The 26264-nt window shown below is 38.3% G+C and carries 23 protein-coding genes; 18 read left to right on the forward strand and 5 right to left on the reverse strand.

What is annotated here, in order from left to right; all coding sequences use genetic code 11:
* From BMZ41_RS02945 to BMZ41_RS02955, 3 genes are all read left to right on the forward strand, one after another.
* Positions 1 to 218 (forward strand): group II intron maturase-specific domain-containing protein (locus BMZ41_RS02945; protein ID WP_304442048.1); only part of this gene is annotated, 218 nt, incomplete at its 5' end.
* 224 nt (positions 219 to 442) lie between these two features.
* Positions 443 to 2035, forward strand: coding sequence for an RsiV family protein (locus BMZ41_RS02950; protein WP_090526819.1), 1593 nt, complete (start codon positions 443 to 445; stop codon positions 2033 to 2035).
* Between the two features lie 115 nt (positions 2036 to 2150).
* Positions 2151 to 3128: a diaminopimelate dehydrogenase gene (locus BMZ41_RS02955; protein ID WP_090526821.1), complete on the forward strand. Its 978-nt coding sequence runs from the start codon at positions 2151 to 2153 to the stop codon at positions 3126 to 3128.
* A 29-nt stretch (positions 3129 to 3157) separates the two neighbouring features.
* Here BMZ41_RS02955 and nagA read toward each other — a convergent pair whose 3' ends face one another.
* Positions 3158 to 4264, reverse strand: a complete 1107-nt coding sequence (gene nagA / locus BMZ41_RS02960) for an N-acetylglucosamine-6-phosphate deacetylase (RefSeq protein ID WP_090526822.1) — start codon at positions 4262 to 4264, stop codon at positions 3158 to 3160.
* Positions 4261 to 5025, reverse strand: a complete 765-nt coding sequence (nagB, locus tag BMZ41_RS02965; RefSeq protein ID WP_090526824.1) for a glucosamine-6-phosphate deaminase — start codon at positions 5023 to 5025, stop codon at positions 4261 to 4263. The genes nagA and nagB overlap by 4 nt, the downstream gene beginning before the upstream one ends.
* 165 nt (positions 5026 to 5190) lie before the next feature.
* On the opposite strand from nagB, the gene nagE reads away from it, so the two are divergent.
* The gene (gene nagE / locus BMZ41_RS02970; protein WP_176754541.1) at positions 5191 to 6630 is read left to right on the forward strand and encodes an N-acetylglucosamine-specific PTS transporter subunit IIBC; all 1440 of its coding nucleotides are present in this window, start codon (positions 5191 to 5193) and stop codon (positions 6628 to 6630) included.
* 40 nt (positions 6631 to 6670) lie between these two features.
* On the opposite strand, the gene BMZ41_RS02975 is transcribed toward nagE, so the two are convergent.
* From BMZ41_RS02975 to pflB, 3 genes are all read right to left on the reverse strand, one after another.
* Positions 6671 to 7126 (reverse strand): DUF2798 domain-containing protein, encoded by a 456-nt coding sequence (locus tag BMZ41_RS02975; RefSeq protein WP_090169739.1) that lies wholly within the window; start codon positions 7124 to 7126, stop codon positions 6671 to 6673.
* A gap of 142 nt (positions 7127 to 7268) precedes the next feature.
* Complete coding sequence (gene pflA, locus BMZ41_RS02980; protein ID WP_090526826.1) at positions 7269 to 8003, reverse strand: pyruvate formate-lyase-activating protein; 735 nt, start codon at positions 8001 to 8003, stop codon at positions 7269 to 7271.
* A gap of 208 nt (positions 8004 to 8211) precedes the next feature.
* A complete protein-coding gene (pflB, locus tag BMZ41_RS02985) occupies positions 8212 to 10470 on the reverse strand; it encodes a formate C-acetyltransferase (RefSeq protein ID WP_090526828.1) in 2259 nt (752 codons plus the stop codon).
* A gap of 521 nt (positions 10471 to 10991) precedes the next feature.
* Between pflB and BMZ41_RS02990 the strand changes: the two genes are divergently transcribed.
* The 14 genes from BMZ41_RS02990 (at position 10992) to BMZ41_RS03055 (ending at position 26258) form a co-directional block, all read left to right on the forward strand.
* Positions 10992 to 12842 carry a GGDEF domain-containing protein gene (locus BMZ41_RS02990; RefSeq protein WP_090526830.1) on the forward strand — a complete coding sequence of 617 codons (1851 nt, stop codon included), beginning with the start codon at positions 10992 to 10994 and terminating at the stop codon, positions 12840 to 12842.
* Positions 12843 to 12846: 4 nt separating this feature from the next.
* Positions 12847 to 13728, forward strand: a complete 882-nt coding sequence (locus tag BMZ41_RS02995) for an exonuclease domain-containing protein (RefSeq protein ID WP_176754542.1) — start codon at positions 12847 to 12849, stop codon at positions 13726 to 13728.
* Between the two features lie 124 nt (positions 13729 to 13852).
* On the forward strand, positions 13853 to 14425 hold the full coding sequence (locus BMZ41_RS03000) for a flavin reductase family protein (protein ID WP_090526833.1): 573 nt from the start codon (positions 13853 to 13855) through the stop codon (positions 14423 to 14425).
* Positions 14425 to 15729: a M18 family aminopeptidase gene (locus BMZ41_RS03005; RefSeq protein WP_090169763.1), complete on the forward strand. Its 1305-nt coding sequence runs from the start codon at positions 14425 to 14427 to the stop codon at positions 15727 to 15729. The genes BMZ41_RS03000 and BMZ41_RS03005 overlap by 1 nt, the downstream gene beginning before the upstream one ends.
* Before the next feature lie 62 nt (positions 15730 to 15791).
* Entirely contained in the window at positions 15792 to 16580 is a 789-nt protein-coding gene (gene hisA, locus BMZ41_RS03010; RefSeq protein WP_090526835.1) for a phosphoribosylformimino-5-aminoimidazole carboxamide ribotide isomerase, read from the forward strand.
* Positions 16581 to 16611: 31 nt separating this feature from the next.
* Positions 16612 to 17826 carry an LL-diaminopimelate aminotransferase gene (locus BMZ41_RS03015; protein ID WP_090526836.1) on the forward strand — a complete coding sequence of 405 codons (1215 nt, stop codon included), beginning with the start codon at positions 16612 to 16614 and terminating at the stop codon, positions 17824 to 17826.
* 239 nt (positions 17827 to 18065) lie between these two features.
* On the forward strand, positions 18066 to 19220 hold the full coding sequence (locus BMZ41_RS03020; protein WP_090526838.1) for an acyltransferase family protein: 1155 nt from the start codon (positions 18066 to 18068) through the stop codon (positions 19218 to 19220).
* 39 nt (positions 19221 to 19259) lie between these two features.
* Positions 19260 to 20660, forward strand: coding sequence for a class I adenylate-forming enzyme family protein (locus BMZ41_RS03025; protein ID WP_242942013.1), 1401 nt, complete (start codon positions 19260 to 19262; stop codon positions 20658 to 20660).
* 24 nt (positions 20661 to 20684) lie between these two features.
* Positions 20685 to 20921 carry an acyl carrier protein gene (locus BMZ41_RS03030; RefSeq protein ID WP_090526842.1) on the forward strand — a complete coding sequence of 79 codons (237 nt, stop codon included), beginning with the start codon at positions 20685 to 20687 and terminating at the stop codon, positions 20919 to 20921.
* Positions 20922 to 20953: 32 nt separating this feature from the next.
* Positions 20954 to 22108: a glycosyltransferase gene (locus tag BMZ41_RS03035; protein WP_090526844.1), complete on the forward strand. Its 1155-nt coding sequence runs from the start codon at positions 20954 to 20956 to the stop codon at positions 22106 to 22108.
* Entirely contained in the window at positions 22101 to 22943 is an 843-nt protein-coding gene (locus tag BMZ41_RS03040) for an ABC transporter permease (RefSeq protein ID WP_090526846.1), read from the forward strand. The genes BMZ41_RS03035 and BMZ41_RS03040 overlap by 8 nt, the downstream gene beginning before the upstream one ends.
* 53 nt (positions 22944 to 22996) lie before the next feature.
* Positions 22997 to 23932: a glycosyltransferase family 2 protein gene (locus BMZ41_RS03045; RefSeq protein WP_090526848.1), complete on the forward strand. Its 936-nt coding sequence runs from the start codon at positions 22997 to 22999 to the stop codon at positions 23930 to 23932.
* Positions 23913 to 25148 (forward strand): ABC transporter ATP-binding protein, encoded by a 1236-nt coding sequence (locus BMZ41_RS03050; protein ID WP_090526850.1) that lies wholly within the window; start codon positions 23913 to 23915, stop codon positions 25146 to 25148. The genes BMZ41_RS03045 and BMZ41_RS03050 overlap by 20 nt, the downstream gene beginning before the upstream one ends.
* A gap of 108 nt (positions 25149 to 25256) precedes the next feature.
* Positions 25257 to 26258 (forward strand): acyltransferase family protein, encoded by a 1002-nt coding sequence (locus BMZ41_RS03055; RefSeq protein WP_090526852.1) that lies wholly within the window; start codon positions 25257 to 25259, stop codon positions 26256 to 26258.
* The last annotated feature ends 6 nt before the right edge of the window (positions 26259 to 26264 follow it).

A 26264-nucleotide genomic window follows, 5' to 3' on the forward strand; every position in this document is an offset into this window, starting at 1 on the left:
CTATGCTAAGAGGCTGGATTAATTATTTTGGGAAATTCAATCCATCAGCCATGAAATATACACTTCAATGTATAGAACGTAGGCTAGTAAAATGGGCAATGTGTAAATATAAGAACCTTCGTGGTCATAGAAGACGGGCAGAAAAATGGCTCACGTCTGTAAGAAAACGAGAGCCGAGATTGTTTGCACACTGGAGCAAAATGTATTCGTATTGTTAGATGATAAGAGCCGTATGAAGGGAGACCTTCACGTACGGTTCTGTGAGAAGTTTGAGGTGAAAATCCTCCTACTTACTCGACTGAGAGGTCGGGAGATTAATTAAATCTCCCTCCTACTCGATTATTTTGGTAAACATAGTACAGTATAAAAAATGGATTGTCTATAAATTTAATGCACTCTCCTTCCAAATTGAGTAATATATATATTTGGAAGGAGTTTTTTTATGAAAAGAACGAAATTATTTTTATCATTATTGTGTGTGGCCCTTGTGGCTACAGGATGTAAGGGCTCAGTGGAGAGTCCAGCAGTAGAAGATAATTCTACAAAAGAGGATAGCCAAACTACAGAAGTAGCGACTCAGGAGAATTCTAATTATCGTCCAGAAATATATAGTGGTAAAGAATATATTTTTGAAGAGGCATATGAGGATGGTGTATATTCAGATGCATACGTAACAGGCCACTATGATATGTACAAATTATCACCAGAAACAAGGGAAGCATATCCTGCCCTGAACACAGCTATTGAGGATAGCATGAACGCTCGTAAAAAGAAATATGACGAGACTCACGCTGAATATTTGGATTCCAGCAAACAGCTACGTGAAAGCGGTGAGGTAAGTACCTTCGTTTTAGAGTCAGATCTTTTCCTTAGAAGAGCTGATGAAAAAGTAATAAGCTTTGTGGATCAGGATACTGAGTATGCAGCAGGTGCTCATGGAGCTACCCGATATGAAAGCTATAACTTTGATGTGCAGTCAGGAAAAGAAATCTTACTTGCAGATATTGTGACTGATAAGGAAGCATTTCAAAGTAAGTTAGCCCAGGCTCTCACTGAAAAATATGGTGAGGATACCTTTAATGACTTAGAGGGTAATCTGGCAGATTTAAGTTTAGATAATTACGAGTGGGCCTTTGATTATAATGGAATTACTTTCTATTTAAATGAATTTGCCTCATATTCAGCAGGAGTAATTACTGCTAATTTGCCATACGATAGCTCATTCCTTACACAGGATTTTGCGATTAATTCAAATGAAGGCTATATCTCACAGATTCCACTCTATTATCCTGATACTACTCATATTGATATAGTAGATTCTCTGGATGAGGGTATATCAATTTCACCTAATTACGATCCAAATAATCTGGATTTGTTCTGGATTCAGTCATTGAATATTAGTAAGGATGGACAGACATTCACTACAGATGATTTATATGTATGGGATGTTGAAGCATATATTATTCATATGCCAGATGGCACAGAAAGTCTTATGCTTATGACCACAGGTGATAATGATTATAGTTGTAGCTATGTATATTCATTAGATGGTCAGATTAAGTTATTATCTAATGACAATTTTTCTCATGGTATGGTTTGTGAGGGAGATGATTACGGCCAAATTGTTCCAATTGATCCAGAGAAGGTTGCATTTGTTAGTCGTTTTGATTTACTTGCTACATTTGGTGGAACCAGAAACTATTCTTTTGAGAGCAATGGAACATTTACATCAGTGGATAAGTATTACAAAACAAGCCGTACTCATCAGCAGGATTTAGTATCTAAGACGGAGCTTACTGTCCCAGTTGTAGATGAAGCAGGAGAAGAAACCGGCGAGGAAGTAACACTTCCAGCTGGCACACATTACAGTATTATCCGTACAAATGGAGATGATGAGGTGGACTGCACTATAGAGGATGGCCGCATCATTCGTTTCCATCTAGAGGATTCAAACGGAGAGGGATTTATTGATGATATAGAAATCAATGGTGTAAATGCATACGATTTGTTTGAAATGCTTTGGTATGCAGGATAGAAAAACAGCCTTGTAGCAGAAATGACTGCTATAAGGCTTTTTTAATATGTTCTTTTATTTCTGCTATTAGTTGCTATAATGGGTTATAGCTATAAACAAATCATGGAGGATTAAGATGATTAAAGTTGGAATATTAGGTTACGGAAACCTTGGACGTGGAGTAGAAGCAGCAGTTTCATTAAGCGAAGATATGGAGCTTGTTGCCATTTATACAAGAAGAGACCCAAAGACAGTTACAGTAAAATCAAACGCGCCAGTTAAGAGTACAGATGATTTGGATACAGGAAAAGAGGATATTGATGTTTTAGTTATTTGTGGCGGTAGTGCTACAGACCTTCCAGAGATGACACCAAAGTACGCGAAGCTTTACAATGTAATCGATTCTTTCGATACACACGCAAGAATTCCAGAACATTTTGCAAATGTTGATGCAGCTTCAAAGGAAGCTGGAAAGATTGGACTTATCTCTTGTGGATGGGATCCAGGAATGTTCTCGTTAAATCGCTTATATGCAGCCTCAATTCTTCCAAAGGGACATGCTTATACATTCTGGGGCAAGGGCGTTAGCCAGGGACACTCAGATGCTATCCGTCGCATTGAAGGTGTTGTTGATGCCAGACAGTACACAGTTCCAGTACCAGCTGCGTTAGAGAGAGTTAGAAGCGGAGAAAACCCAGAACTTACTACCAGAGAAAAGCATACGAGAGAGTGCTTCGTAGTTGTTGAAGAGGGCGCTGACAAGGCTCGCATAGAAAAAGAAATCAAGGAAATGCCTAACTATTTCTCAGATTACGATACAACAGTAAACTTTATTTCTGCTGAAGAACTTAAGGAAAACCATAGTGGACTTCCACATGGAGGAAGCGTAATCTACACAGGTGAGACAGGTTTTGATGGCAATAAGCATGTTATCGAGTATCGATTAGATTTGGATTCAAATCCAGAATTTACAGGTGCTACACTTACTGCTTATGCAAGAGCCGTTGTTCGTCTCAATTCTGAAGGTGTTACTGGTGCCAAAACAGTATTTGATATTGCACCAGCATATTTATCACCAATCAGCCCAGAAGAGCTCAGAGCTCATTTCTTATAAATACGAGGGGATAGTAGGTGTAATAGATATTAGACTATCTTCTCAAGCTTAAATTCATCATTTAAAATCAAAACATCAGCTCTGGCACCAGGCTCAAGGCTTCCGATTTCAGGATAAAGACCGATGCTTTTGGCAGGAGTTGATGTGGCAGATTTAATTGCATCATAAACAGGGATTCCAAACTCAATGGCTTTTCTCATGCAATCAAAAAGATTGGTTGCTGAGCCAGCCAGAGTGCCATCTTCGAGGGTGGCATGGAATCCTTTTTTTATTACGTGCTGTTTGCCAAGCTCGTAGTCGCCATCAGGCATTCCGGTGGCTTCCATGGAGTCACTAATAAGAGCTACTCGGTCCGCACCAAAGAGCTTGAAGATAGTGCGTATCATAGTAGGATGGTTGTGAATTCCATCGCAAATCAATTCAACAAAGACATCAGTATTTTCGATAGCAGCACCAAAAACACCAGGTTCCCTGTGGGTGAATTCTGTCATTCCATTACAAAGGTGGGTGACGTGATTTGCACCAGCAGTAAATGCCGAACAAGCCTGCTCATAGGTGGCGGCTGTATGGCCAAGCGAGATGTTTACACTGCCTTTACATTTATTAATAAAATCAATTGCACCGTCCTCTTCAGGAGCAAGAGTGACAAGCTTTATAAGGTTGTCTGAGGCAGCCTGGCATTCATTGAAAAATGAGGCGTCAGGTCTAAAAATATACTTTCCATTTTGAGCAGCCTTTTTCTTTTCAGATATAAAAGGCCCCTCCATATTTATTCCTACTATATTAGCCAACTCAGGGCTTGGTGAAATCTCAGTAGCAGTTTTAAAAATATCTATCAACATATCCTTGGCTAGTGTCATGGATGTAGGGCAGTAGCTGGTAATTCCGCATGACTTTTCATATTTTAAAATCTCACGAATACCCTCAGAGTCTGCATCGCAGAAATCATGGCCCACAGCACCGTGAGAGTGAATATCAACAAGTCCAGGAATAACGTATTTACGATTTGCATCAATTACTTTGCCATCTGAACCAGCTACGTTAATATCGTCAGTAATTCGTCCATCAGCTATAAGCAAATCTTTTATATGAAAGCTCCCATCCGAGCAAAATACATTTCCGTTTTTTATAATCATAGGATATGACCTCCAGAGGTAATCTTGTGTTTCTTCAATATTAAGGCAAGGGCAGCTTCATCTGCAACCACGGTTACATTATTGTGAAGCTGAAGAATAGAACCTGGGCAGGATGGAGTGATAGGACCGTAGAAGGAATCATACATAGCCTGAGACTTGGCCTCTCCAGAGGCAATTAATAGGATACTCTTTGCCTGCATTATATTTTTGATTCCCATCGTATATGCGAATTTTGGGACTTCGTCTATGGAATCAAAAAATCTGGAATTGGCCTGTATCGTATTTTCGGTAAGAGCTACACAGTGAGTACTCTTATCAAAGTTGTTGCCAGGCTCATTAAAACCTATATGACCATTTCCACCAATGCCTAGAAGCTGCAAGTCGATTCCGCCAAGTTGTTGAAGAACAGTGTCATATCTTGCACATTCTATTGCCGCATCAAATTCCAGTCCATTTGGAATATTAATATTCTCAGGAGGTATGTTTACATAGTCAAAGAGATTTGTATGCATATAATAGGCATAGCTTTGAGGATCGTCGGCAGAAAGGCCTTTATATTCATCCAGATTTACACTTCGTATTTCCGAAAAATCCAAATCCCCTTTTTTGTACCAGTCAATAAGCTGCTTATAAGTGCCAATAGGAGATTCGCCTGTTGCAAGACCAATAACTGCGTCAGGCTTCATTATTATTTGTGCTGAAATAATGTTGGCAGCTTTTCGACTAAGTTCATTGTAATCTTTTGCTTTGTAAATACGCATATTTACACCTCCTATATCTTATATTATAGGAGCAAGTTGTGAATAAATCTATCGTAATAAAGTGTATGTCAAAAAATACATATAAATTAAATTGAGAGAATATTCTAATAATAAAGATGAAATGATATAATTGGCATATCATTTAACGAAGGGAGATTGAGTATTATGATGAAGTATTTACAAAAAATTGGTAAATCCTTGATGCTTCCAGTAGCTGTCCTGCCGGCTGCAGGTATTCTTTATGGAATTGGTTACTGGATTGATCCAACGGGCTGGGGCGCAAATAGTGTTATCGCAGCATTCTTAATTAAGGCTGCATCAGCTATTATCGATCAGATTCCTATTCTATTTGCTGTTGGTGTATCTATCGGTATGGCGACAGATCATGATGGAACCAGCGCATTATCAGGTCTTGTTTCCTTCCTGATGATTACCACACTTCTTGGAACAAGCGCTGTTGCTATGTACACAAAGGTTGATCCATCTGAAGTTCCAGCAGCTTTCGGAAAAATCAGTAATGCGTTCATCGGTATTCTTTCAGGTCTTATTGGTTCAACCTGTTACAACCGTTTTAGGAATACCCAGCTGCCGGATTGGCTGGCGTTCTTTAGCGGTAAACGATGTGTTGCTATTGTTACGGCTTTGGCATCTATAGTGGCATCCTTTGTACTTTACTTTGTATGGCCAATTATTTATGGCGCTCTTGTTGCCTTTGGTACATCTATTCTTGGTCTTGGACCAATAGGTGCAGGTATCTATGTAATGCTCAACAGAGCATTACTTCCACTTGGATTACATCATGCTTTAAATGCTGTATTCTGGTTTGATACAGCAAACATCAACGATCTTGGCTTATTCTGGTCAGGTGCTGATGGAGCAGTTAAGGGTGTTACTGGTCAGTATATGACAGGATTCTTCCCTGTAATGATGTTTGGTCTTCCAGCAGGAGCCCTTGCTATGTATCACACAGCAAAGGATTCTAAGAAGAAGGTAGTTTATTCCCTTATGATGGCTGGAGCAATCTCTTCAATCTTCACAGGAATTACAGAGCCAATTGAATTCTCATTCATGTTCATGGCACCTGGTCTCTACCTGGTACATGCAATCTTAGCTGGTATTTCTGCAGCAGTATGTGCAGCTCTTCCATTTAGAGTTGGCTTCAACTTCTCTGCAGGGTTTGTAGATTGGCTTTTGAGCTTCAAGGCTCCTATGGCATTAAATCCATGGCTGTTGTTCCCAATTGGTGCAGCATTTGCAGTTGTTTACTATGTAATATTTAGATTCGTAATTACGAAGTTTGATCTAAAGACACCAGGTCGTGAGGACGATGAAGAAGATGAAGTAAATATTGAAATCGGAGATTCAAATTTTGCAGCAATGGCAGCTACAATCCTTGAGGGATTAGGTGGCAAAGAAAATATCAAAGAACTTGATTATTGCGCTACACGAGTACGTGTTGAAATCGCTGACTACACTCAGGTAGATGAGAAGAAGATTAAGAGTTCAGGTGTACCTGGCATCGTACGACCATCCAAGAATACAGTGCAGGTTGTTGTAGGACCAAAGGTACAGTTTGTATTTGATGAAATTAAAAAATTAATGTAGTTTATAAAAATGAGGATTCGCAAATGCGAATCCTCGTCTTTTATTTATCTCTAAATATAGTTCTAAAAATTAATCTTACAAATGGTCCACAGTAGAAGAGCTGATATAAAAGAGCCATTGGGAAGTTCATTGCCCATGTCTGAATCCATGTTCCAAAAGAGTGTGTATCCTTGAAAAGGAACATAGCGATGAGGCTCATTGTAGGGCACATAATACAGCAGATGCAGATTGAAATAGCATAAGTGATGAAATGTGGATTGTCCTTAGCTGGATCAATAACTGAAAAAGCAAGTCCTTTTGCAATCTTTCCAACGATGAAAAACTCTAATACAAATGCGATAGGCACCATAATTGGAAGTTCTCTAAGAGCCATAACGAAAGTAGCGTTTGTAACACCACCTGTTGCAAGGGCTACATTGTAAACTACCATTCCATAGACCATAACTGTGGCCATAATAATTGTAAATACTACATCCTGAAATTTGTTTTTAGGCATAAAAAATCCTCCTTCTGATAATGAATAACATAATAAAAATGTGTTGTTCGTTATCATCCGGAGGATGTGTCGTTTCCAATAAAACCATTTTGTATTGCTGAGAGATTGTATCACAGAAAATATATTTTTGTAACCCCAAAAATTATTTTGCGCCTAAAATCTCTTTAGCATTTGCAATACGCTCAGCACTTGGAGATTCAATACCGTCTAATCGATAAGGAATTCCAAGCTCCTGATATTTAGGGACACCTAAGGTGTGATATGGAAGTACTTCGACCTTTTCTACAGTCTTCAGAGTATCAATAAACTCTCTGGTGCGACGTAAGTAGTCATCGTTATCGCTACCACCTGGCACAAGCACATGTCTTATCCAGATAGGAATGTTCATCTCTGAAATCTCCTGAGCCATCTGAAGGATGTTGGCATTATCAACACCTGTAAGCTCCTTGTGAGCTACAGGGTCAATATTTTTAATATCTAGTAAAACTGTATCAGTAAGGCTCATAAGCTCCTTCCACTTAGAATAAAAAGGTTCATCATGAGTGAAAGGCTGGCCAGCTGTATCGATACATGTATTGATTCCCTGAGCTTTAGCCTTGCGAAATAAATCAAGCATAAAATCTATCTGGAGAAGAGGCTCGCCACCACTTACAGTAATACCGCCGTCATTCTTCCAATAAGGCTTAAAACGCAAAGCCTTTTTCAATAGCTCATCTGCAGTGAATTCCTGCCCCTGACCCTCAGCCCATGTCTCAGGATTATGACAAAAAGCACATCTCATCCTACATCCATTCAAGAAAATCAGGTATCGTACCCCAGGACCATCCACTGCGCCAAATGATTCCAATTTATTAACGTATCCAATAACGTTGCTCAATTCAGTACCTCCAGTATTTTTAGTACTTGCTACTAAGATATTTAGAAAAAGTAAGCCTTAAGCAATAATATATGTTAGCAACTATAAGACCTTGATGAGCCGTCGTTACTTAGGTGGTGCTTTAGCAGCACCTTATGTAACGTAACGAGCGAATAAGAGCGAAAGCGTGTCTATAGTGCTGACATATATTATGCGAAAGGCGTAGGTTTTAAAGTGCCTCGTGGCAAGTACGAGAGATTACGTCGAGCTGCTGCTCCTTTGTTAAGTCGATGAACTTAACGGCATATCCAGATACACGGATAGTGAAGTTAGCATACTCTGGCTTCTCTGGATGCTCCATAGCATCGATGAGCTTCTCCTTGCCAAATACGTTGACGTTAAGGTGATGTGCACCCTGATCGAAGTAACCGTCAAGTACATTTACAAGGTTGTTTACACGCTCTTCCTCAGTGTGACCAAGGGCACCTGGGTTGATTGTCTGTGTATTAGAAATTCCATCAAGTGCCTCTTCGTATGGAAGCTTAGCAACAGAGTTGAGGGAAGCGATAAGTCCGTTAACCTCAGCACCGTAAGATGGGTTAGCACCTGGTGAAAGTGGCTCGCCAGCTGGACGTCCATCTGGAAGAGCACCTGTAGCCTTACCATAAACTACGTTTGAAGTAATTGTAAGTATTGATGTTGTAGGCTCTGAATCTCTGTATGTATGGATGTGACGAAGCTTGCCCATGAATGTACGAAGAAGCCAGATAGCGATTTCGTCTGCTCTGTCATCATCGTTACCGTAACGTGGGAAATCTCCCTCTATCTCAAAGTCCTTTGTAACGCCGTTCTCATCACGAACAGCCTTAACCTTTGCATACTTGATAGCTGAAAGTGAGTCTACACAGTGTGAGAATCCAGCGATACCTGTAGCAAATGAACGACGTACATGTGTATCGATGAGGGCCATCTGGCAAGCCTCATAGTAGTACTTGTCGTGCATGTAGTGAATCATGTTAAGTGTACCTACATAGAGGTGTGCAAGCCAATCCATCATCTGGTCGAACTTCTGCATAACATCATCATAATCAAGGTACTCTGAAGTGATAGCCTTGTACTCTGGACCTACCTGGTCGCCAGACTTCTCATCAACACCACCGTTGATAGCGTAGAGAAGACACTTAGCAAGGTTTGCACGAGCACCGAAGAACTGAAGCTCCTTACCTGTCTCTGTTGCAGATACGCAGCAGCAGATTGAGTAATCATCGCCCCATGTAACACGCATTACATCATCATTCTCGTACTGGATTGAAGATGTAGTAACAGAAATCTTTGAAGCGTACTTCTTGAAGGACTCAGGAAGACGGCTTGAATACATAACAGTAAGGTTTGGCTCTGGTGAAGGTCCCATGTTTTCAAGTGTGTGAAGGAATCTGTAGCAAGTCTTTGTAACCTGATGACGTCCATCAAGACCGATACCACCAACCTCGAGAGTAGCCCAAACTGGGTCACCTGAGAAGAGCTGGTTGTAAGACTCGATACGAGCAAACTTAACCATACGGCACTTCATTGTGAAGTGGTCGATGATTTCCTGAGCCTCTGACTCAGTGATGATTCCCTTTGCAAGGTCACGTGAGAAGTAGATATCAAGGAAAGTAGAAACACGACCTACTGACATAGCAGCGCCGTTCTGTGTCTTGATTGCTGCAAGGTAACCGAAGTATAACCACTGAACAGCTTCCTTAGCTGTGCCAGCTGGCTTAGAAATATCGATGCCATAAATAGCAGCCATTTCCTTCATGCCCTTAAGAGCATTAATCTGATCTGTGATTTCCTCACGAAGCTGGAAATCGTAACGACGCATACCCTGACGAGCAGTTGCATCGAAATCAGCCTTCTTCTTCTCGATAAGGTAATCAATACCATAAAGAGCAACACGTCTGTAATCGCCTACGATACGACCACGTCCGTATGTATCAGGTAGACCTGTAAGAATTTTATTGTGACGGGCTTTCTTCATCTCTGGTGTGTAGATGTCGAATACCCCCTGATTATGTGTCTTGTGATATTTAGTAAAAATTTCGTGAAGCTTCTCGCTTGGCTCATAACCATACATTCTGCAAGACTGCTCAGCCATAGTGATACCACCAAATGGCATGAAAGCTCTCTTAAGAGGCTTGTCTGTCTGAAGACCAACAATCTGCTCGAGCTCCTTTGTCTCCTCTGAAATGTAACCTGCGCCATGAGAAGTAAGTGAAGATACAATATCTGTATCCATGTCGAGAACGCCACCCTTTGCACGTTCAGCTGCCTGAAGTTCCTGAAGCTTTCCCCAGAGAGTGTTAGTAGCCTCTGTTGGGTCTGCTAAGAAAGATTCATCTCCATCATATGGAGTGTAGTTGTTCTGGATGAAATCACGTACATCAACGTTGTCTTTCCAAACGCGACCTACGAATCCATCCCACTGTGAGAAATCGTGATTTGCCATGATTATTCTTCCTTTCTACTACAAAAACATTAAATGCTTCACGCTAGTTGGGGTTGTGTCTACGCATATCATTGGACAGTTAGATGCGTCTAACACGCTAGCTGAGAAATACTATAACATATGTCTGATAAAAAAATAACAATGTACCTCAATTAATACATTGCAGATATAATTTTTGTTCAATTAACCAAAAATAAAGAAATTTTTTGACCCCAGAGATGGAAACTTATTGATAATTAAGTTACTATTCACAGTAGCTCTACCCATATTCATAATGGAAGTCTTTCAGACTTCTTTCTCAGTGCTAAAGCACTTAACATTATTCATATGGTAGAGCCACTGATTCCAGTTTATAAAATATTAAAAATTATTCTTTACCAAATGAATTTGGACAGAATATATTTTTAATATTTTATAACTGTGAATAGTAACTTTTTTAAAAATAAATAACGAAAAATTCATAAAAATAGAGTACAATAGATGCAGTCGTATGGGGTGAATTTTGTATTGGGAGAAATACTATGATTAACGGCAAGAAATTAGTGGTTCTATGCGCTTATCGTGTCTACGATGCACAGGTATTCAGTTTTATTGCAGAACTCAACAGACTACTTAATGAAAAGGATTGTTGTCTGTTTGTTTATGCATTGAATTCTGAAATAGGAAACAGCGGTGACAATCAGGCAGAGACGGCTGTTTTTGATTTGATTCCTTATGATAAGGCGGATGCTGTTGTCATCATGGATGAAAAGATAAAATGCCGTGAGCTGGTTCAGGACATCCTTGCAAAGGCAGAAATCCATGAGGTTCCATCTGTAGTCATTGATGGACATTATGATGGAGTGTCCTTTGTTAACTATGATTATGAGAAGGGCTTTGAGGCGGTAGTGCGTCATGTTATAGAAGAACATCATGTTACCAGACCTCATTTTATGGCAGGTAAACGCACAAGCGAGTTTTCAAATGCCAGAATAGAAGTCTTTAAAAAGGTAATTGCAGAGAATGGAATTGCCTTTGAGGATAGCATGCTGAGCTATGGTGATTTCTGGTCTATGCCAGCCAGACTCGCTGCGCAGGACATAGTCAGATCTGGAAATCTGCCAGAAGCTGTAATATGTGCCAATGACATTATGGCAATAAATGTCTGCGATGTTTTTCAGGAGGTAGGTCTCAAGATTCCTCAGGACATTATTGTTACTGGCTTTGATGGCATCGAGGAGGCTTTTTGGTCAGTTCCGGGAATCACTACTGCAGCCTGCAACAGCAAGGAACTTGCAGCAGCCATTATGGACGTGGTTCGCCAGCTGTTTGATGGCAAAAGAAATATTGAAAAGTGGATTGAACCATCCTTTATTGCAAACGAATCCTGCGGATGTCCTAGATGCAAGCTGGATTTGTTGTCAGTGGTGGATGGTTTGAACAATAGATTTTATCATCATCAGGATGATATCCATATTATGCAAAATATTGCATCCCGAACAATGGGAGGTCAGTCGATAGAGGAGTGCATTCATTATTTGAAGAATCCTATGACAGCCCACACCTGTTGTGTTATTGAGGAGTCCTGCTTCGATTTGGAAAACAATTTCTTCATGGAAGAAAAAGCCAGTGGAAAGAAATGCGTTTTCTTAGATTCATATTCTGAGGAGGACAGGATTGTGCTTTATAATCCAGAGACAATCATTCCTCATTTAGATGGTATTTTGGAAAAAGGATATCCTTTAGTTTTTAATGCACTTGAATACATGGGAAAATCTCCAGGATTTATTTGCTATACCTATCCTCGATTTGATATTATTGACTACGCGAAAATGCCAGCCATTACCAATAGCATTGGCATGGGAATTGGCGGGTACGTTTCAATGAAATATCAGAGGTATCTCCGCGATAAGATTAGGAGAATGTATCAGAATGATGCCCTTACAGGCCTATATAATAGAATGGCTTTCAAGGGACATTTCGAGGAACTGAAAGAAGATCCAATAAATAATGGTCAGCCACTTACTGTTATCATGGCTGATTTGAATGGACTAAAAAATATCAACGACACCTGTGGTCACAGTGCGGGCGATCATGCTATTGCCACCGTTGCTAAGGCACTTACTGAAGCCTGTCCACCTAGCGCTATCAGCGTTAGATTTGGCGGTGATGAGATGTTTAGTTTCGTTATTGGTGATTGTGATACAGATGAGATTATTTCTGATATAGAAGAGGAATTAAATGATGAAAGCGAGAGGTTGGATTATACAATTTCTGCCAGCCTCGGAATATATGAAACAGTCTTCCATGAAGAAATAGATTTGGAAGAAGTTATTGGCCATGCAGATGAACAGATGTACAGCGCAAAACGCAGGGTCAAAGAAGGGCGGTAATTTAGTGAGCACAAACACAGAAAAACAAACCACAAAGAAAAAGGGGCCAAGTCAGACAGCACCTATGGGCTTCAAGGGAAAGAATCAGGCGTTTCTTGATGCTGAATACTTAAGTGCCAGATTTAAAAAGACCTCGATAGAGGATGTTATCTCTGTGGGAGTGGTCATTACTAATCCAGAGCACGAGGAGTTGGACAGATTTTATTCTACGGTTCAGCTTACAAGAGGTCACAAGCTCCCACCTCTTATTACGGAGCTTACAGGTCTTACAAATGAAGAGCTTGAATTTGCACCTAGCTACGAAGAAGTTATGACAGAGCTTATTAATCTCGTTAAGAAATGGCAGGTTGGTAAGATTTGTGTCTGGGGTGGCGATAAGAATAATTTCCAGAGGGATTTTGAATCTCGTAATCTGGAGAAGCCACTTAAGAGAAGCGTTGCAAAATTCATCAGCACCTTTGAGAATATTCAAAAGGATGTGAGTCTTGATATCACAGGCGGATTGGATGCAAATCTATCTCTGGCAGATATGAAGACCATCTGCGGACTTGGCGGTCACGTAGCACACAACGCCTTGAATGATGCAGAGGATATGCTTGAGTGTATCAGAATTATCGAGAAGGATGAGATGAAATACGATGGTGTTGAGGCTGCTGAATATAAGAGGTTCAGAGGTGAATACGTTAAAAACAGAAGCTTCGATGATCCAGAGGTGGATGAAGATTACATTATTGATTCACCACTTGGATTACAGTTCTTAGAGGAGCTTAAGGGCAGAGGCTTTGCAGATGACCCTAAGACAAAGGCATTCATGGATGACCTTGGTTTCATTCTTGGTAAAGGAAATGTCTATATGGGTACTTTCTCTGAGATGATGAACGAATAAAGATTACGACCGTTTTTCGGTTTAGAGGTTAAAATGTAGAAATCCGCGCCTGCATTTTAACCTCTTTTTTTTACAGGGAAATTAAGGTATATTGGTATAGATTTAGAGCGTTTAGGAGGTGCTTATGGCAAAGCAAAAATGGAAACCTGGAAATATGGTTTACCCACTTCCTGCGGTTATGGTTACCTGCCGTGGAAAAGATGGAAAGGATAATATTTTAACGGTTGCTTGGACAGGTACAGTTTGCACTAATCCACCTATGGCATATATTTCAGTTAGACCTAGCAGACATTCTTATCCAATGATTATGGAGACAGGAGAGTTTGCTATTAATCTCACTACAGAGGAGTTGTCCTTTGCTACAGATTACTGTGGTGTTACTTCTGGAAGAGATGTAGATAAATTTAAAAAGTGCGGTCTTCACAAGGTTGAGGCTGATGAGATAAATGTTCCTCTGATAGAGGAGTCTCCAGTTAACATTGAGTGCAGAGTTCGCGAGGTCCATGAGTATGGCAGTCACACCATGTTCGTTGCTGATGTTCTTTGTGTTCATGCCGACGAAAAATACATGAACGAGACAGGTAAATTTGAACTGGAAAATGCAGGGCTTTTGGCATATAGCCATGGCACTTATTATGGATTGACAAAGCCACAGGGCACCTTTGGATATTCAGTAAAGAAAGAAGGAAAAAAATAATGAATAAGACAGTTAAGGGTTTATTTGATTTTATAGAGAAGAGTCCTTCTCAGTTTCACGTTGTAGATAATCAGCGCAAGGTTTTCTTAGAGGCAGGTTTTGAGGAACTGACAGAGGCCAGCAGCTGGAATTTAAAGCTTGGTGGAAATTATTTCGTTACAAGAAATGGGTCCTCTATTCTTGCTTTCAGAATGCCTAAGAAAGAATACAAGAGCTTCATGATTATGGCATCTCACACTGATTCACCAACCTTTAGAATCAAGGAAATGCCGGAGATGAAGGAAGGCCACTATGTAAAGCTTAACACTGAGCGTTACGGCGGCATGCTTATGGCACCTTGGTTTGACAGACCTCTTTCAATTGCAGGTCGTGCCATTGTCAGAACAAAGACAGGTATTCAGACAAAGCTTGTTAATTTAGACAGAGATTTATGTATGCTTCCATCCCTTGCTATTCACATGAATCGTGAGGCAAATGAGGGATACAAATACAATGCCCAGAAGGATTTACTTCCACTTATTTCCATGGATGAAAAGTTCAACCTTAAGGAGATGGTGGCAGAGTCTCTTGGCGTAAAGGCTGACGATATCGTTGGTTCTGATTTATTCTTATATAACAGAGATGCAGGTCGTGTATGGGGCGCTAAGGATGAGTTCATTTCTATCGGACGTCTCGATGATTTACAGTGCTCATACAGTTCAATGATGGGTATCGTAAATGCGAAGAATAGTGATTCGGCTGTAGAGCTTCACGTTACCTTTGATAACGAGGAAGTAGGAAGTGGTACAAAGCAGGGTGCCGATTCTACCTTCCTTTATGATACATTGGTTCGTATAAACGAAGCGATGAATGGAAATAATTCAAAGCTTCTTGAGACAATTGCAAATTCATTTATGGTATCTGCTGACAACGCACATGCCCTTCATCCAAACTATGCTGAGAAGAGCGATCCTACTAATAAAGTGTACATGAATGAGGGTGTTGTTATTAAGTTCAATGCCAATCAGAAGTACATGACAGATGGATTGGCTTTTGGAATATTTACAGAAATTTGCAAGAAGGCTAAGGTGCCTTTCCAGACCTTTGTTAATCGTTCTGATGTGGCAGGTGGTTCAACACTTGGAAACATCTCAAATGCACACGTGTCTATTAACGGCGTGGATATAGGTTTGGCTCAGCTTGCTATGCATTCTCCATTCGAGACAGCAGGTGTGAAAGATACCGAATATTTATTAAAAATTGCTACCAAATTTTATGAAACTGTCATTGAAAGTACAGCTGTAGACAGTTATACTTTGAAGTGATTTTTACTTTAGCGTGATAAAGAACGCAATAAATTAAATTTCACTGGGAGGATTTTGGGAGTATGGAATTTAGACCATGCATTGATATTCATGATGGTAAGGTCAAGCAGATTGTTGGTTCCACAATTGCGGATTTGTGGAAGGAGAATGGACACCCTGAGGAGAACTTCGTAGCTGATAAAGATGCAGTTTATTATGCTAATCTTTACAAGCGAGATGGACTTAGGGGAGGACACATTATTAATCTCAACAAAAAGGGTACTAAAGAATACGAGACATCAAAGGAAGCGGCACTGAAAGCCCTGAGAGCTTATCCTAATGGATTACAATACGGCGGTGGTGTAGATGATAAAAATGCCTTGGATTTTATTGAGGCAGGAGCCAGCCACGTTATTGTAACATCATTTGTATTTAATGGTGGTCGCGTCGATTATGATGCATTAAAACATCTGTCAAAGAAGGTAGGTCGAGAGCATCTTGTTCTTGATTTATCCTGCACAAGAGTAGACGACAAATTCTACATTGTTACTGATAGATGGCAGAAGAGAACAGACGAAATTATCACTTATAATTTCCTCGATAAACTTGCTTTCTACTGCGATGAATTTTTAGTTCATGCAGCTGATGTGGAGGGCAGGCAAAATGGTATAGACAGAGATTTAGTTGGTTTGTTGTCATCCTATAAAAAGGTGCCAGTTACATATGCTGGAGGTGTTTCTGATTATGGTGACATCGAACTTATCAGCTATCTTTCTGATAACAATATGGATTTCACTGTAGGTTCTGCTTTGGACTTGTTTGGTGGACATCTATCATATGACAGAATAGTTAAGAGAATTGTAAGCCGATAGTTTTTTTGATCGGTCACTTAAGGAGGTAAACATGTTCAAGGTAAACACTAATTTTCAGAAGCTTCCAGGCAGCTATTTATTTTCAACAATTGCAAAAAAGGTAGCGGCATACAGTGAGGCTAATCCAAACGCAGATATCATCAGACTTGGTATTGGTGATGTTACACAGCCAATTGCACCAGCAATGATTAAGGCTCTTCACGATTCAGTTGATGAGATGGGAAGCGCTTCTACTTTTCATGGTTACGCTCCAGATTTAGGATATCCATTCCTTCGTGAGACAATTGCAAAGAATGATTATCAGGCAAGAGGTTGTGATATTTCTGCAGACGAAATCTTCGTTTCAGATGGTGCGAAGTCTGATTCAGCAGATATTCAGGAGCTTTTTGCAGCAGATGTTAAGATTGCAGTTTGTGATCCTGTATATCCAGTATATGTTGATTCAAATGTTATGGCAGGTCGTCTTGGTACTTATGATGAAAAGCTTGGCAAGTGGTCAGATCTTATCTACATGCCTACAACAGCAGAGAACAAATTCGTTCCAGAGTTTCCAAAAGAGACTCCAGATGTAATTTATCTTTGTCTTCCAAACAACCCAACAGGAACAACTCTTACAAAGAGCCAGCTTCAGCTTTGGGTTGATTATGCAAATAAGAACGGAAGCCTTATTATCTTTGATGCAGCTTATGAGGCATACATTTCAGAGGCTGATGTTCCTCACTCAATCTACGAGTGCGCAGGTGCAAAGACATGTGCAATCGAGATTCACTCTTTCTCAAAGAACGCAGGCTTCACAGGCGTTCGTCTTGGCTACACAGTAGTACCTAAGGACCTTGTATTTGACGGTGCTTCACTTAATGCTATGTGGGCTCGTCGCCACGGTACAAAGTTCAACGGTGCTCCTTACATCATTCAGCGTGCTGGTGAGGCTGTTTACTCAGCAGAGGGACAGGCTCAGATTAAAGAGCAGGTTGGCTACTACATGAACAATGCAAAGACAATCTACACAGGTCTTAAGGACGCAGGCTTTGAGGTTTACGGTGGTGTGAACGCACCTTATATCTGGCTCAAGACTCCAGATAACATGACATCTTGGGACTTCTTCGATTACCTTCTTGATAAGGTTCAGATCGTTGGTACACCAGGTGCAGGCTTTGGTCCTTCAGGTGAAGGCTACTTCAGATTGACAGCATTTGGTTCTGCAGAGAATACTGCAAGAGCTATTGAGAGAATTAAGACACTTTAATAATAAGTAAAGATATTTTAAGGCATCCTTTCCAGGGTGCCTTTTTTGTGCAACGCAGAATATATATGTGTCTAATAAATGTTATCAGAATGACAATTTGAATAAAAGAAGGTCGTTTATGTAATAAATTGTGTTGATTATCCCAATTTTGTAGTTTGAGTACACATGATATAATTGCGTATCATTTTTAATAAAATGGTGAAAGAATGCGACAATTTAAGGGTTAGCGAGGCATATTCATGAGTATATATAAAAGTGTGAATCGTCCAATTGCAACGTCAATTGGAATGTTTGATTTGTTAAAGGGAATAGCAATGGTATGGATTGTATTTTGGCATAATATACCTAATTTTTCAGAGTTATATATTACTAAGATTTCCCATTATAGTGATGAGGGAGCATTAGTATATGTACCTTATTTTTATGAAGCATCTATGATTATTAGGTTATGTTTTACAATCTTAGTCCTATTATTAGTTTCACTGATGCCAACATTATTTATATTGTCAGGTTATAGCATCCGAAAGAGAACTATTTCGAAAGGCTGTTCTTCGCAATATAAGGAATTACTGAAGCCGTATTTAATAACAGTATTTGTGACTGTGAGTTTAAATATAATATTCCATTATTGTTTTTTTAGGTATTTACCTGGTGCTGTACAAGAAAGCGTAAAAGTCTTTGGGGGAATGATATTGGGATATTCCCAGAATGTTCAGATAGGCGAATTCACTTTCTTTGCTAATGGACCTATGTGGTTTGTTCTATCTTTGTTTTGGGCATTGGTGATTTTTAATGTTTTATTAAATAAGGTGGATGAAACCAAAATTAAATATTACGCTTTTGGATTATCGATTTTGGGGTGGTTGTTAAGTTATACAGTCTATACACCATTTTGTATATCACAAGGATTAGTTGGTGTTCTGTATGTTTATTTAGGATATTATGTCAGAAAATCAAAGATACTTGCATCAGTGCATAGCAAGGAAACAATTATCAAATATATATTATGGGTAATTATTCCCAATATAATACTCATTTCGCTTGGGCTTATAACAGAAATGGCTGATAATGTATATTCCTTGGGGCCTATTTCTTATATCGAAAGTGGGTTAATGGGAATAGGATTTATTTATGTATACATGCGAATGAACCAGTCGTTTGATGGAAAAGTTTCAAATGCACTGAGATATTTTGGAAGGTATTCGTTGTATTTCTTGATAATTCATACCGTGGAAATGATAGCTATTCCATGGTATGTGATTACAGATAAGTTTACAGGACATCAGCTTATCGGTTGTTTCATTGTCTTTGTTATTCGAATGATTATCATTACGCTTGCTTTGGCTGGAGTAATCAAAATATTAACAGCCTATAGAAAGTTAAAGAGTAGATAGAAAAGAGAGGAAGTTATATAGATGTTGCAATATTTGAAAATGATGGAAAACCATTCAGATGCATTTGTAGCAATGATGTTAGATGGTAAGGATCGGGATAGGTATACATATACAGAGTATCTAAGAGATATGAGAAAATGTGCTTATCAGCTGGAGGAACAGCTTGGAGGTATTGAAGGAAAACATATTTGCCTTTTAGCTAACACAGATTATAGATACATGGTTCTTCTTGGGGCGATTCTTTTTTCTCGTGCAGTTGCTATTCCACTTAATTACAACGAAACTGTTGATAATTTGATGTTTGCCATAAATAAGGCTGATGCTGATGCAATAATTTGTTCAGAATATCCACAGACAGAGTCATTTAAAGATTTGGCTGTGATAAGCGAAGAAAACTTATTTGATAATATTTCAAAATCACTTGATGAAAAAGCTTTGCGTGATTTTACAGATGAGGAAGCACAGCAATTGGCTATGATTATGTTCACTTCAGGGACAACTAGTCTTTCAAAAGGAGTGGCTATATCAGTTCAGAGTTTGTTTGGAAACATAAGAAGAATATTTCCGTTGGTGTTTATAAATGAATCTGAGGATACCTTGAATTCTAAGGCATATACCAATTTTCCCATGTATCACTTAGGTGGTATTTTGGCTTGGCTCAGCTGGACATCCTTAGGTGGTACAATTTGTATGAGTAAGGATCCTAAGCATGTGCTTACAGACCTTTCAAACATAACAATAGATTTTGGAGCTGTGACTCCTGCGATGTTAAAAGTATGGGTTAACTGTATCAAACGTGGTCACAAAAACCGTATTGGAAATGTGAAACATTTACTATCAGGTGGTGCCTTAATAGAGCCTCCTCTTATACAGTTTTTTATAGATAATGACCTTACATTTGGGCAGTTTTATGGAATGACAGAAACATGCAATGCTGTTACTGAAAATTTTGACATGATAAATCATATTGATTCCATCGGAAAAGCTGTAGATGAAACAGAAATTTTCTGTGTGGATGGCGAAATATGTGTTAAATCCTGGAGCAATATGATGGGGTACTATAAAAACCCCGAAGAGACTGCAGAATGTTTAAGAGATGGCATAATTTACACCGGTGATCTGGGTTATATTGACGAAGATGGATATATATATCTTACCGGAAGAAAAAAGAATTTGATTATTCTTTCTGGCGGTGAAAATGTTAGCCCAGAGGAAATTGAAACTAAGGCATATGAAAACCCTTTAATAAAAGAGTGCAAAGTCTTCGAAAAAAAAGACCGAATTGCTATTGAGATATACGCACATAAGGAAGATGAGGAGAGTATCCGAGAATATATAAGTAATCTCAACCAAGTTATGCCTGCATATAAAAAGATTTATTTTGTGGAATTCAGGGATACTGAATTTGATAAAACAGCAAGTGGAAAAATTAAGCGTTAAACATATTATTGGAGAAATTAGAGAATGAGTGAAGTATTGGAAGCTATTAAAGAAATCATAATTGATATAGCAGATATTCCCGAGGATGAAATAACATTAGATAGTGAGATGATAGATGATTTATGTCTCTCATCAATTGAGATAATGACAATTATTGGAGATATTGAAGCGAAATATACTATTAAGTTTTCGTCAGACGATTTATCAAAAATAAAAAGAATTAGAGATCTTATTTCAGCTATTGAAGAAAAGAAGAATTAAGAAGTTTTAGTAAGCATTTAAAGGTAATATCAATGAAAAAGAAAATTCTTATAATGAATGATTTAGCATTCGGTGGTGGTGTTGAAAAGCTCATGTATGATTTGGTATGGGCATGGCACGAAAAGTATGACATTACAGTCATGACCTATAAGTATGATGATACATTCTATGAGCACTATCCAAAGGATGTTAATTATATATCTGAAAGTGTTCCAAAGGAGTACAAATCAAATATTTTTGTTCATATACTTAGTTATATTAATCGTAGGTATTATGAGCTGACTTTCATGGGAAAAATACGAAAAAGTAAATTTGACGTTATGCTTTGCATGAAAGAAGGCGGTACTCTTTACAGTGCGCTTAAATACGATATTCCTCTGAAATATGCATGGAATCACACAGACTATAACAATCATTACTATTCAGAATATATATACGGCAGCAAAGAAAATGAACGCATAGCCATGCAGCAGTTTAAAAATATAGTTTGCGTATCACAGGATATTAAAAAAGGCGTGTGTGATGTTATAGGCGACCCAGGGAATCTTATCGTTAAATATAATCCAATCAATATCGAAAATGTGTTGAAAAAGGCAAAAGAGCCTGTTGTGGATATTGATTCGATGGAATTGCCTAAAGAAAAACAGCCAATCAGATTTGTCAGTGTAGGAAGAATTAATGCCCAAAAAGGCTATACTCTTTTGATTGAAGCCTGCAGAGCTCTTGAAGAAGAGGGCTATAATTTCGAGGTTATCGTAGTAGGTGGAAGAGAGCCATGGGGAGAGGAATATGAGAAGATTCAGGAGACCTTGGGAAGAACAGGAGTTACCAGTTGCAAGTTTATAGGTCCACGTCAGAACCCATATAAATATATTTCTATTGCTGACTGGTTTATTTCGAGTTCACTTTATGAGGGGTATTCTCTTGTGAGTCAGGAGGCAGCAGTTCTTGATGTTCCAATGTTGCTTACAGACTGCTCTGGTGTTAGAGAATTACTTGGAGATAGCGAGTATGGAATAGTTATGCCAATCCATGCCATCGGAATTTATAAATCCATGAAGCGAGTTATGGATGATCCTTCTCTCCATGATTATTACAAAAATAAAATTATGGAAAGAAAGAAAATTATAACTTATCAGGAACGAATTAGTGAAATAGAAAAATTGATTGAGGATAATAATGAGTAAGAATTGGACAACGGTCATTGAACCTAAGGTCCCGCTATTGCGAGTACCTGTTAGAGAAATAATAAAATATAGAGAATTGGTATGGACCTTAGTAAAAAGAAATTATGAGGTGCAGTACAAGCAGACAATACTTGGTCCCATTTGGTTGATATTCAGTCTCATTATTAATTCCGGTATTTTTTCTTTTGTATTTGGTTATGTTGGTAAGTTTTCATCAGATGGAACACCATATTTCCTTTTTTACATGACCGGAAGTGTTATTTGGGATTTCTTTATAAGCTGTTTTGGAAGTAATACGGGAGTGCTGTTGGAAAACAGCTATCTCTTCGGAAAAGTATATTTTCCAAGACTTATTATGCCACTTGCCAATGTACTTTTTAATGTAATCAGAGTTGGTATAAAGTTTTTAGTTACTATGCTTGTGTGGCTGTTCTTCTATTTGAATGGCGATGTGGAAATGATTGGAATTAAGATTTTATTTGTTATTCCAATAGCCTTATTTATGTCGATGATGGGAACTGCATTGGGATTGATAGTCTCATGTGTCACCATTAAATATAGAGATTTTTCACATATGGTGGGATTACTTACAACACTTATGATATATGTGTCTCCTGTAATGTATTCTCCAACTCAGTTGCCAGAGTTTATTCAGGGATTGGTATATTTAAATCCAGTTTCATCCTATGTAGAAGCATTTCGTTTTTGCATGCTTGGAAGTGGAGGCATTCATGTGTTATCACTTATATATAGCACAATTTTTACTTTAATATTAACTATGGTGGCTGTAGTACTATTTAACCAGACAGAAAAAGATTTCATAGATATTATCTAATAATGTATTTAATACTAACCTGATGAGTTAAAGAATTATAGGTGTAAGAGCTGATGGAATATAGTGTAATAATACCGGTTTATAATACAGAAAAATATTTGAAAAAATGTCTTTGTTCTGTTGCACAGCAAAGCTTCAGGGATTATGAAATTATCCTTGTGGATGATGGTAGTACAGATAGTTCTGGTGAAATCTGTGATGTCTTTGCTACAGAATATGAAGGCGTTTGTCAGGTTATTCATAAAGAAAATGGTGGCCTTTCCTCAGCAAGAAATGCTGGATTAGATGTTGCAAAGGGAAAATGGATTGTCTTTGTGGATAGTGATGATTTGATTTCAGATATATTTTTTGAGCAACTCGAGGATGCTAAAAGTGAGTACGATGCTCAAATGTACACCTATAATATTAGAAGAATTGATGTAGACGGGAATATTGGTAGTAAGCTTATTTTCGCAATAGAAAATCACGGAATACGATTTTCTAAAGATACAGATTTAAGTGATTATATTTGCAATGTCGTAAGTAATTACAAAGAAGGCTGGGAAGCCTGTGACAGGATTTATAAAAAAAGCATTATCGATGAATATAATATACGATTCGTAGATAACAAGAAGGTTTTTGCAGAGGATTTGTGCTTTACCTTAGAGTATATGATTCATGTTAGGTCAATATTCAAGCTTTGCGATATGCTTTATTATTACAGAATTACACCAGGCTCACTGATTAATCAGGTGGCGCAGGAGACTATGCTTATAAAGCTCTATACGCTTAGTGAGTATATCTACGAAAAATGTAAATTACACAACGAACCATTGGTAGATGATTATAAGATATTCTTTGAAAATCTTATAAATTACCACATTAAGTATAAGCTTACTAACCTCACTGATAAGGAGTTAAACAAGCAGCTGGATTATTTGAAAAATAGCCAATATGGTAAACAATGGGCTGATATTGAGATTAGAGGAAATGATGTTGACGAACAATGATGTAGTTTTAAAAATTGAAAATGTAGGCAAGGATTATATTTTAGGTACCGTTACTGGAGAAACCTTAAAGGATGCTTTACGTCAAAGACGTCAGGAAAAAAAAGGTGCCAGCGATGATTTACAGGTACATAATAAGATTTTCACTGCCTTAGATGGAGTTTCGCTGGAAATCCATCGTGGTGAATGTGTAGGTATAATCGGTTCAAATGGTGCAGGAAAATCTACACTGTTAAAGCTGATTTCACGTATCACATCACCTACAAGAGGCCGAATCTTTATCGATGGAAAAGTTTCAAGTATGCTTGAGGTTGGTACAGGTTTTCATCCTGAGCTTACTGGAAGAGAAAATATTTATCTTAATGGCTCGATTCTTGGTATGCGTCGACAGGAGATAGATGCTAAGCTCGATTCTATTATAGAGTTTTCGGAGTGTCAGAAATTTATTGATACTCCAGTAAAGAGATATTCATCGGGTATGTATGTAAAACTGGCATTTTCAGTGGCTGCACATCTTGATTCGGATATTATGATAATGGATGAGGTATTAGCTGTTGGTGATATTAAATTCCAACACAAATGCTTAGATAAAATGCGTGAAATTGCCAAGACTGAAGGCAGAACGATTCTGTACGTTAGTCATAATATGGAAACAGTACATAATCTTTGTGACAGATGTATCGTGCTTCAGCATGGAAACCTTGCCTTTGATGGTACTGTAGAAGAAGCTGTTAAGTTATACAACGGAGTTCATGTTAAAACAGAAACTACTTCAGATTACGCAAGATATATGAGACCAGGCTGGTTAACAAGAGACGATTCGCGACTGACATGGGCAGAGTATCCAGATAAAGATAATAACGTATTTACGGATGATAAAATGCGAATAGCATTCAAATACAAAAATATTGAAGATGTTGAAAATGCTGGAATCCGAGTAGAGTTTATGTCGGATACAGATCATCCTTTTGCAACTCAGGTCTTTGAAAATGTAATTAATGGCAAGGCCGGAGATGAGGGTGAATTTGAAGTCACTGTTGATTTATCAAAGATTCAGCCAGGAACATATCAGACATTCTACACTGTATATGTGCTTAATCCTTATGATGATGGTGTTGATTTGGATTGTGTAAGAGGTCTTGATGTGACTATCGAAAGAAAACACATTCCGGGAGAGCTTAAGTGGAGAGCAAATTCCTGGGGAAGCGTAAAGCTATAAAATTTAGAGGTTTGGGCAGCGCCCAGACCTCTTTTTGCTTGAGAGGAGAATAAGCCTTTGATAAGATAAACTTATTAAAGAAAAAATGGATTTATTTAGGAGGAAATAATGCCTAAAACTAATAAGAATAATATGATTTCATTTTGGAGAGTCGTTTTTTCATATCTAATAATTCTCCTTCACTTATTTAATCAATATTTTCATATAACAGGATGGACAATAGGCGTAGAGTTCTTTTTCGTTGTTAGTGGTTGGCTTTTGGCTGCAGATTTGAAGAAAAAAGACAGGACTCCTTATGGATATACCTGGCACAGAATTAAGCGTTTGTATCCGGAGTATTTCCTTTCATTTTTGGTCAGCGGAATTTTCTTTTTGGTATTCAATGGATTTTCTGCAAAGGATAGTCTTTTCTGGTTTGAAACAGTCGGTTTTAGAGAACTATTATTGATTCATTACTGGCCATGGCAGGAAACTCAGATTGCAAATGTAGTCACCTGGTATGTTTCTATACTGGTATTGGCAGGATTACTTTTATACAGTTTGTGCAAACGTTTGCCTGATATTACAAGAGAAATAATTATTCCTTTAGTTATAATCATAGGCCTGACCTTCTCGTATAGAGTTACTGGCAGTCTGGTAACAGATTACTATGGTGACTTCATCTACTCTCAGAAGTTTATGAGAGGTTTTATGGAGATGGGAATAGGAATATTACTGTTTGATTTTAACGAGAAATATTCTGAGTACCTTAAGAATAAGGTGGTACAGTGGATTGGATTTTTGATGCTTTTGTTCACCGCGATTTCCTCATATTTCTATGCGGGTAAAGTGGAGTATTTTCATTTACTGCTCATCTCAATAGGTGTGGCTATTGCCTTCAATACAAAGCTTCCATTTGAGTCGAAGCTATTAGCCTTTTTGGATAAAATATCATATTCAATTTTTTTGAATCATGTTATTTTCAGAGCATATATTATGCCTAAATATTTTGAGTCATTATCCGCTAAAGTTATAGTGATATATATAATTGCGGTCACGGCTTTTTCTATTGTTATGTATTATTTAAGCAGATTGATGATTGTAGGTATTCGTAAGCTTCAAAATGCTTAATTCAGG

The organism is Pseudobutyrivibrio sp. UC1225 (genome assembly GCF_900115215.1).
In the GTDB taxonomy this organism is placed as follows: domain Bacteria; phylum Bacillota; class Clostridia; order Lachnospirales; family Lachnospiraceae; genus Pseudobutyrivibrio.

What these genes read in the sequence shown, in the direction of transcription:
- BMZ41_RS02950 (WP_090526819.1), top strand. Translation starts at nt 443, where the DNA reads ATGAAAAGAACGAAATTATTTTTATCATTATTGTGTGTGGCCCTTGTG.
- BMZ41_RS03020 (WP_090526838.1), top strand. Translation starts at nt 18,066, where the DNA reads ATGAGTATATATAAAAGTGTGAATCGTCCAATTGCAACGTCAATTGGA.
- BMZ41_RS02990 (WP_090526830.1), top strand. Translation starts at nt 10,992, where the DNA reads ATGATTAACGGCAAGAAATTAGTGGTTCTATGCGCTTATCGTGTCTAC.
- BMZ41_RS02975 (WP_090169739.1), bottom strand. Translation starts at nt 7,126, where the DNA reads ATGCCTAAAAACAAATTTCAGGATGTAGTATTTACAATTATTATGGCC.
- hisA (WP_090526835.1), top strand. Translation starts at nt 15,792, where the DNA reads ATGGAATTTAGACCATGCATTGATATTCATGATGGTAAGGTCAAGCAG.
- BMZ41_RS03045 (WP_090526848.1), top strand. Translation starts at nt 22,997, where the DNA reads ATGGAATATAGTGTAATAATACCGGTTTATAATACAGAAAAATATTTG.
- BMZ41_RS03040 (WP_090526846.1), top strand. Translation starts at nt 22,101, where the DNA reads ATGAGTAAGAATTGGACAACGGTCATTGAACCTAAGGTCCCGCTATTG.
- nagA (WP_090526822.1), bottom strand. Translation starts at nt 4,264, where the DNA reads ATGATTATAAAAAACGGAAATGTATTTTGCTCGGATGGGAGCTTTCAT.
- BMZ41_RS02955 (WP_090526821.1), top strand. Translation starts at nt 2,151, where the DNA reads ATGATTAAAGTTGGAATATTAGGTTACGGAAACCTTGGACGTGGAGTA.
- BMZ41_RS03025 (WP_242942013.1), top strand. Translation starts at nt 19,260, where the DNA reads ATGATGGAAAACCATTCAGATGCATTTGTAGCAATGATGTTAGATGGT.
- nagE (WP_176754541.1), top strand. Translation starts at nt 5,191, where the DNA reads ATGATGAAGTATTTACAAAAAATTGGTAAATCCTTGATGCTTCCAGTA.
- BMZ41_RS03005 (WP_090169763.1), top strand. Translation starts at nt 14,425, where the DNA reads ATGAATAAGACAGTTAAGGGTTTATTTGATTTTATAGAGAAGAGTCCT.
- BMZ41_RS03030 (WP_090526842.1), top strand. Translation starts at nt 20,685, where the DNA reads ATGAGTGAAGTATTGGAAGCTATTAAAGAAATCATAATTGATATAGCA.
- pflB (WP_090526828.1), bottom strand. Translation starts at nt 10,470, where the DNA reads ATGGCAAATCACGATTTCTCACAGTGGGATGGATTCGTAGGTCGCGTT.
- BMZ41_RS03035 (WP_090526844.1), top strand. Translation starts at nt 20,954, where the DNA reads ATGAAAAAGAAAATTCTTATAATGAATGATTTAGCATTCGGTGGTGGT.
- BMZ41_RS03055 (WP_090526852.1), top strand. Translation starts at nt 25,257, where the DNA reads ATGCCTAAAACTAATAAGAATAATATGATTTCATTTTGGAGAGTCGTT.
- BMZ41_RS03000 (WP_090526833.1), top strand. Translation starts at nt 13,853, where the DNA reads ATGGCAAAGCAAAAATGGAAACCTGGAAATATGGTTTACCCACTTCCT.
- BMZ41_RS03050 (WP_090526850.1), top strand. Translation starts at nt 23,913, where the DNA reads ATGATGTTGACGAACAATGATGTAGTTTTAAAAATTGAAAATGTAGGC.
- nagB (WP_090526824.1), bottom strand. Translation starts at nt 5,025, where the DNA reads ATGCGTATTTACAAAGCAAAAGATTACAATGAACTTAGTCGAAAAGCT.
- BMZ41_RS03015 (WP_090526836.1), top strand. Translation starts at nt 16,612, where the DNA reads ATGTTCAAGGTAAACACTAATTTTCAGAAGCTTCCAGGCAGCTATTTA.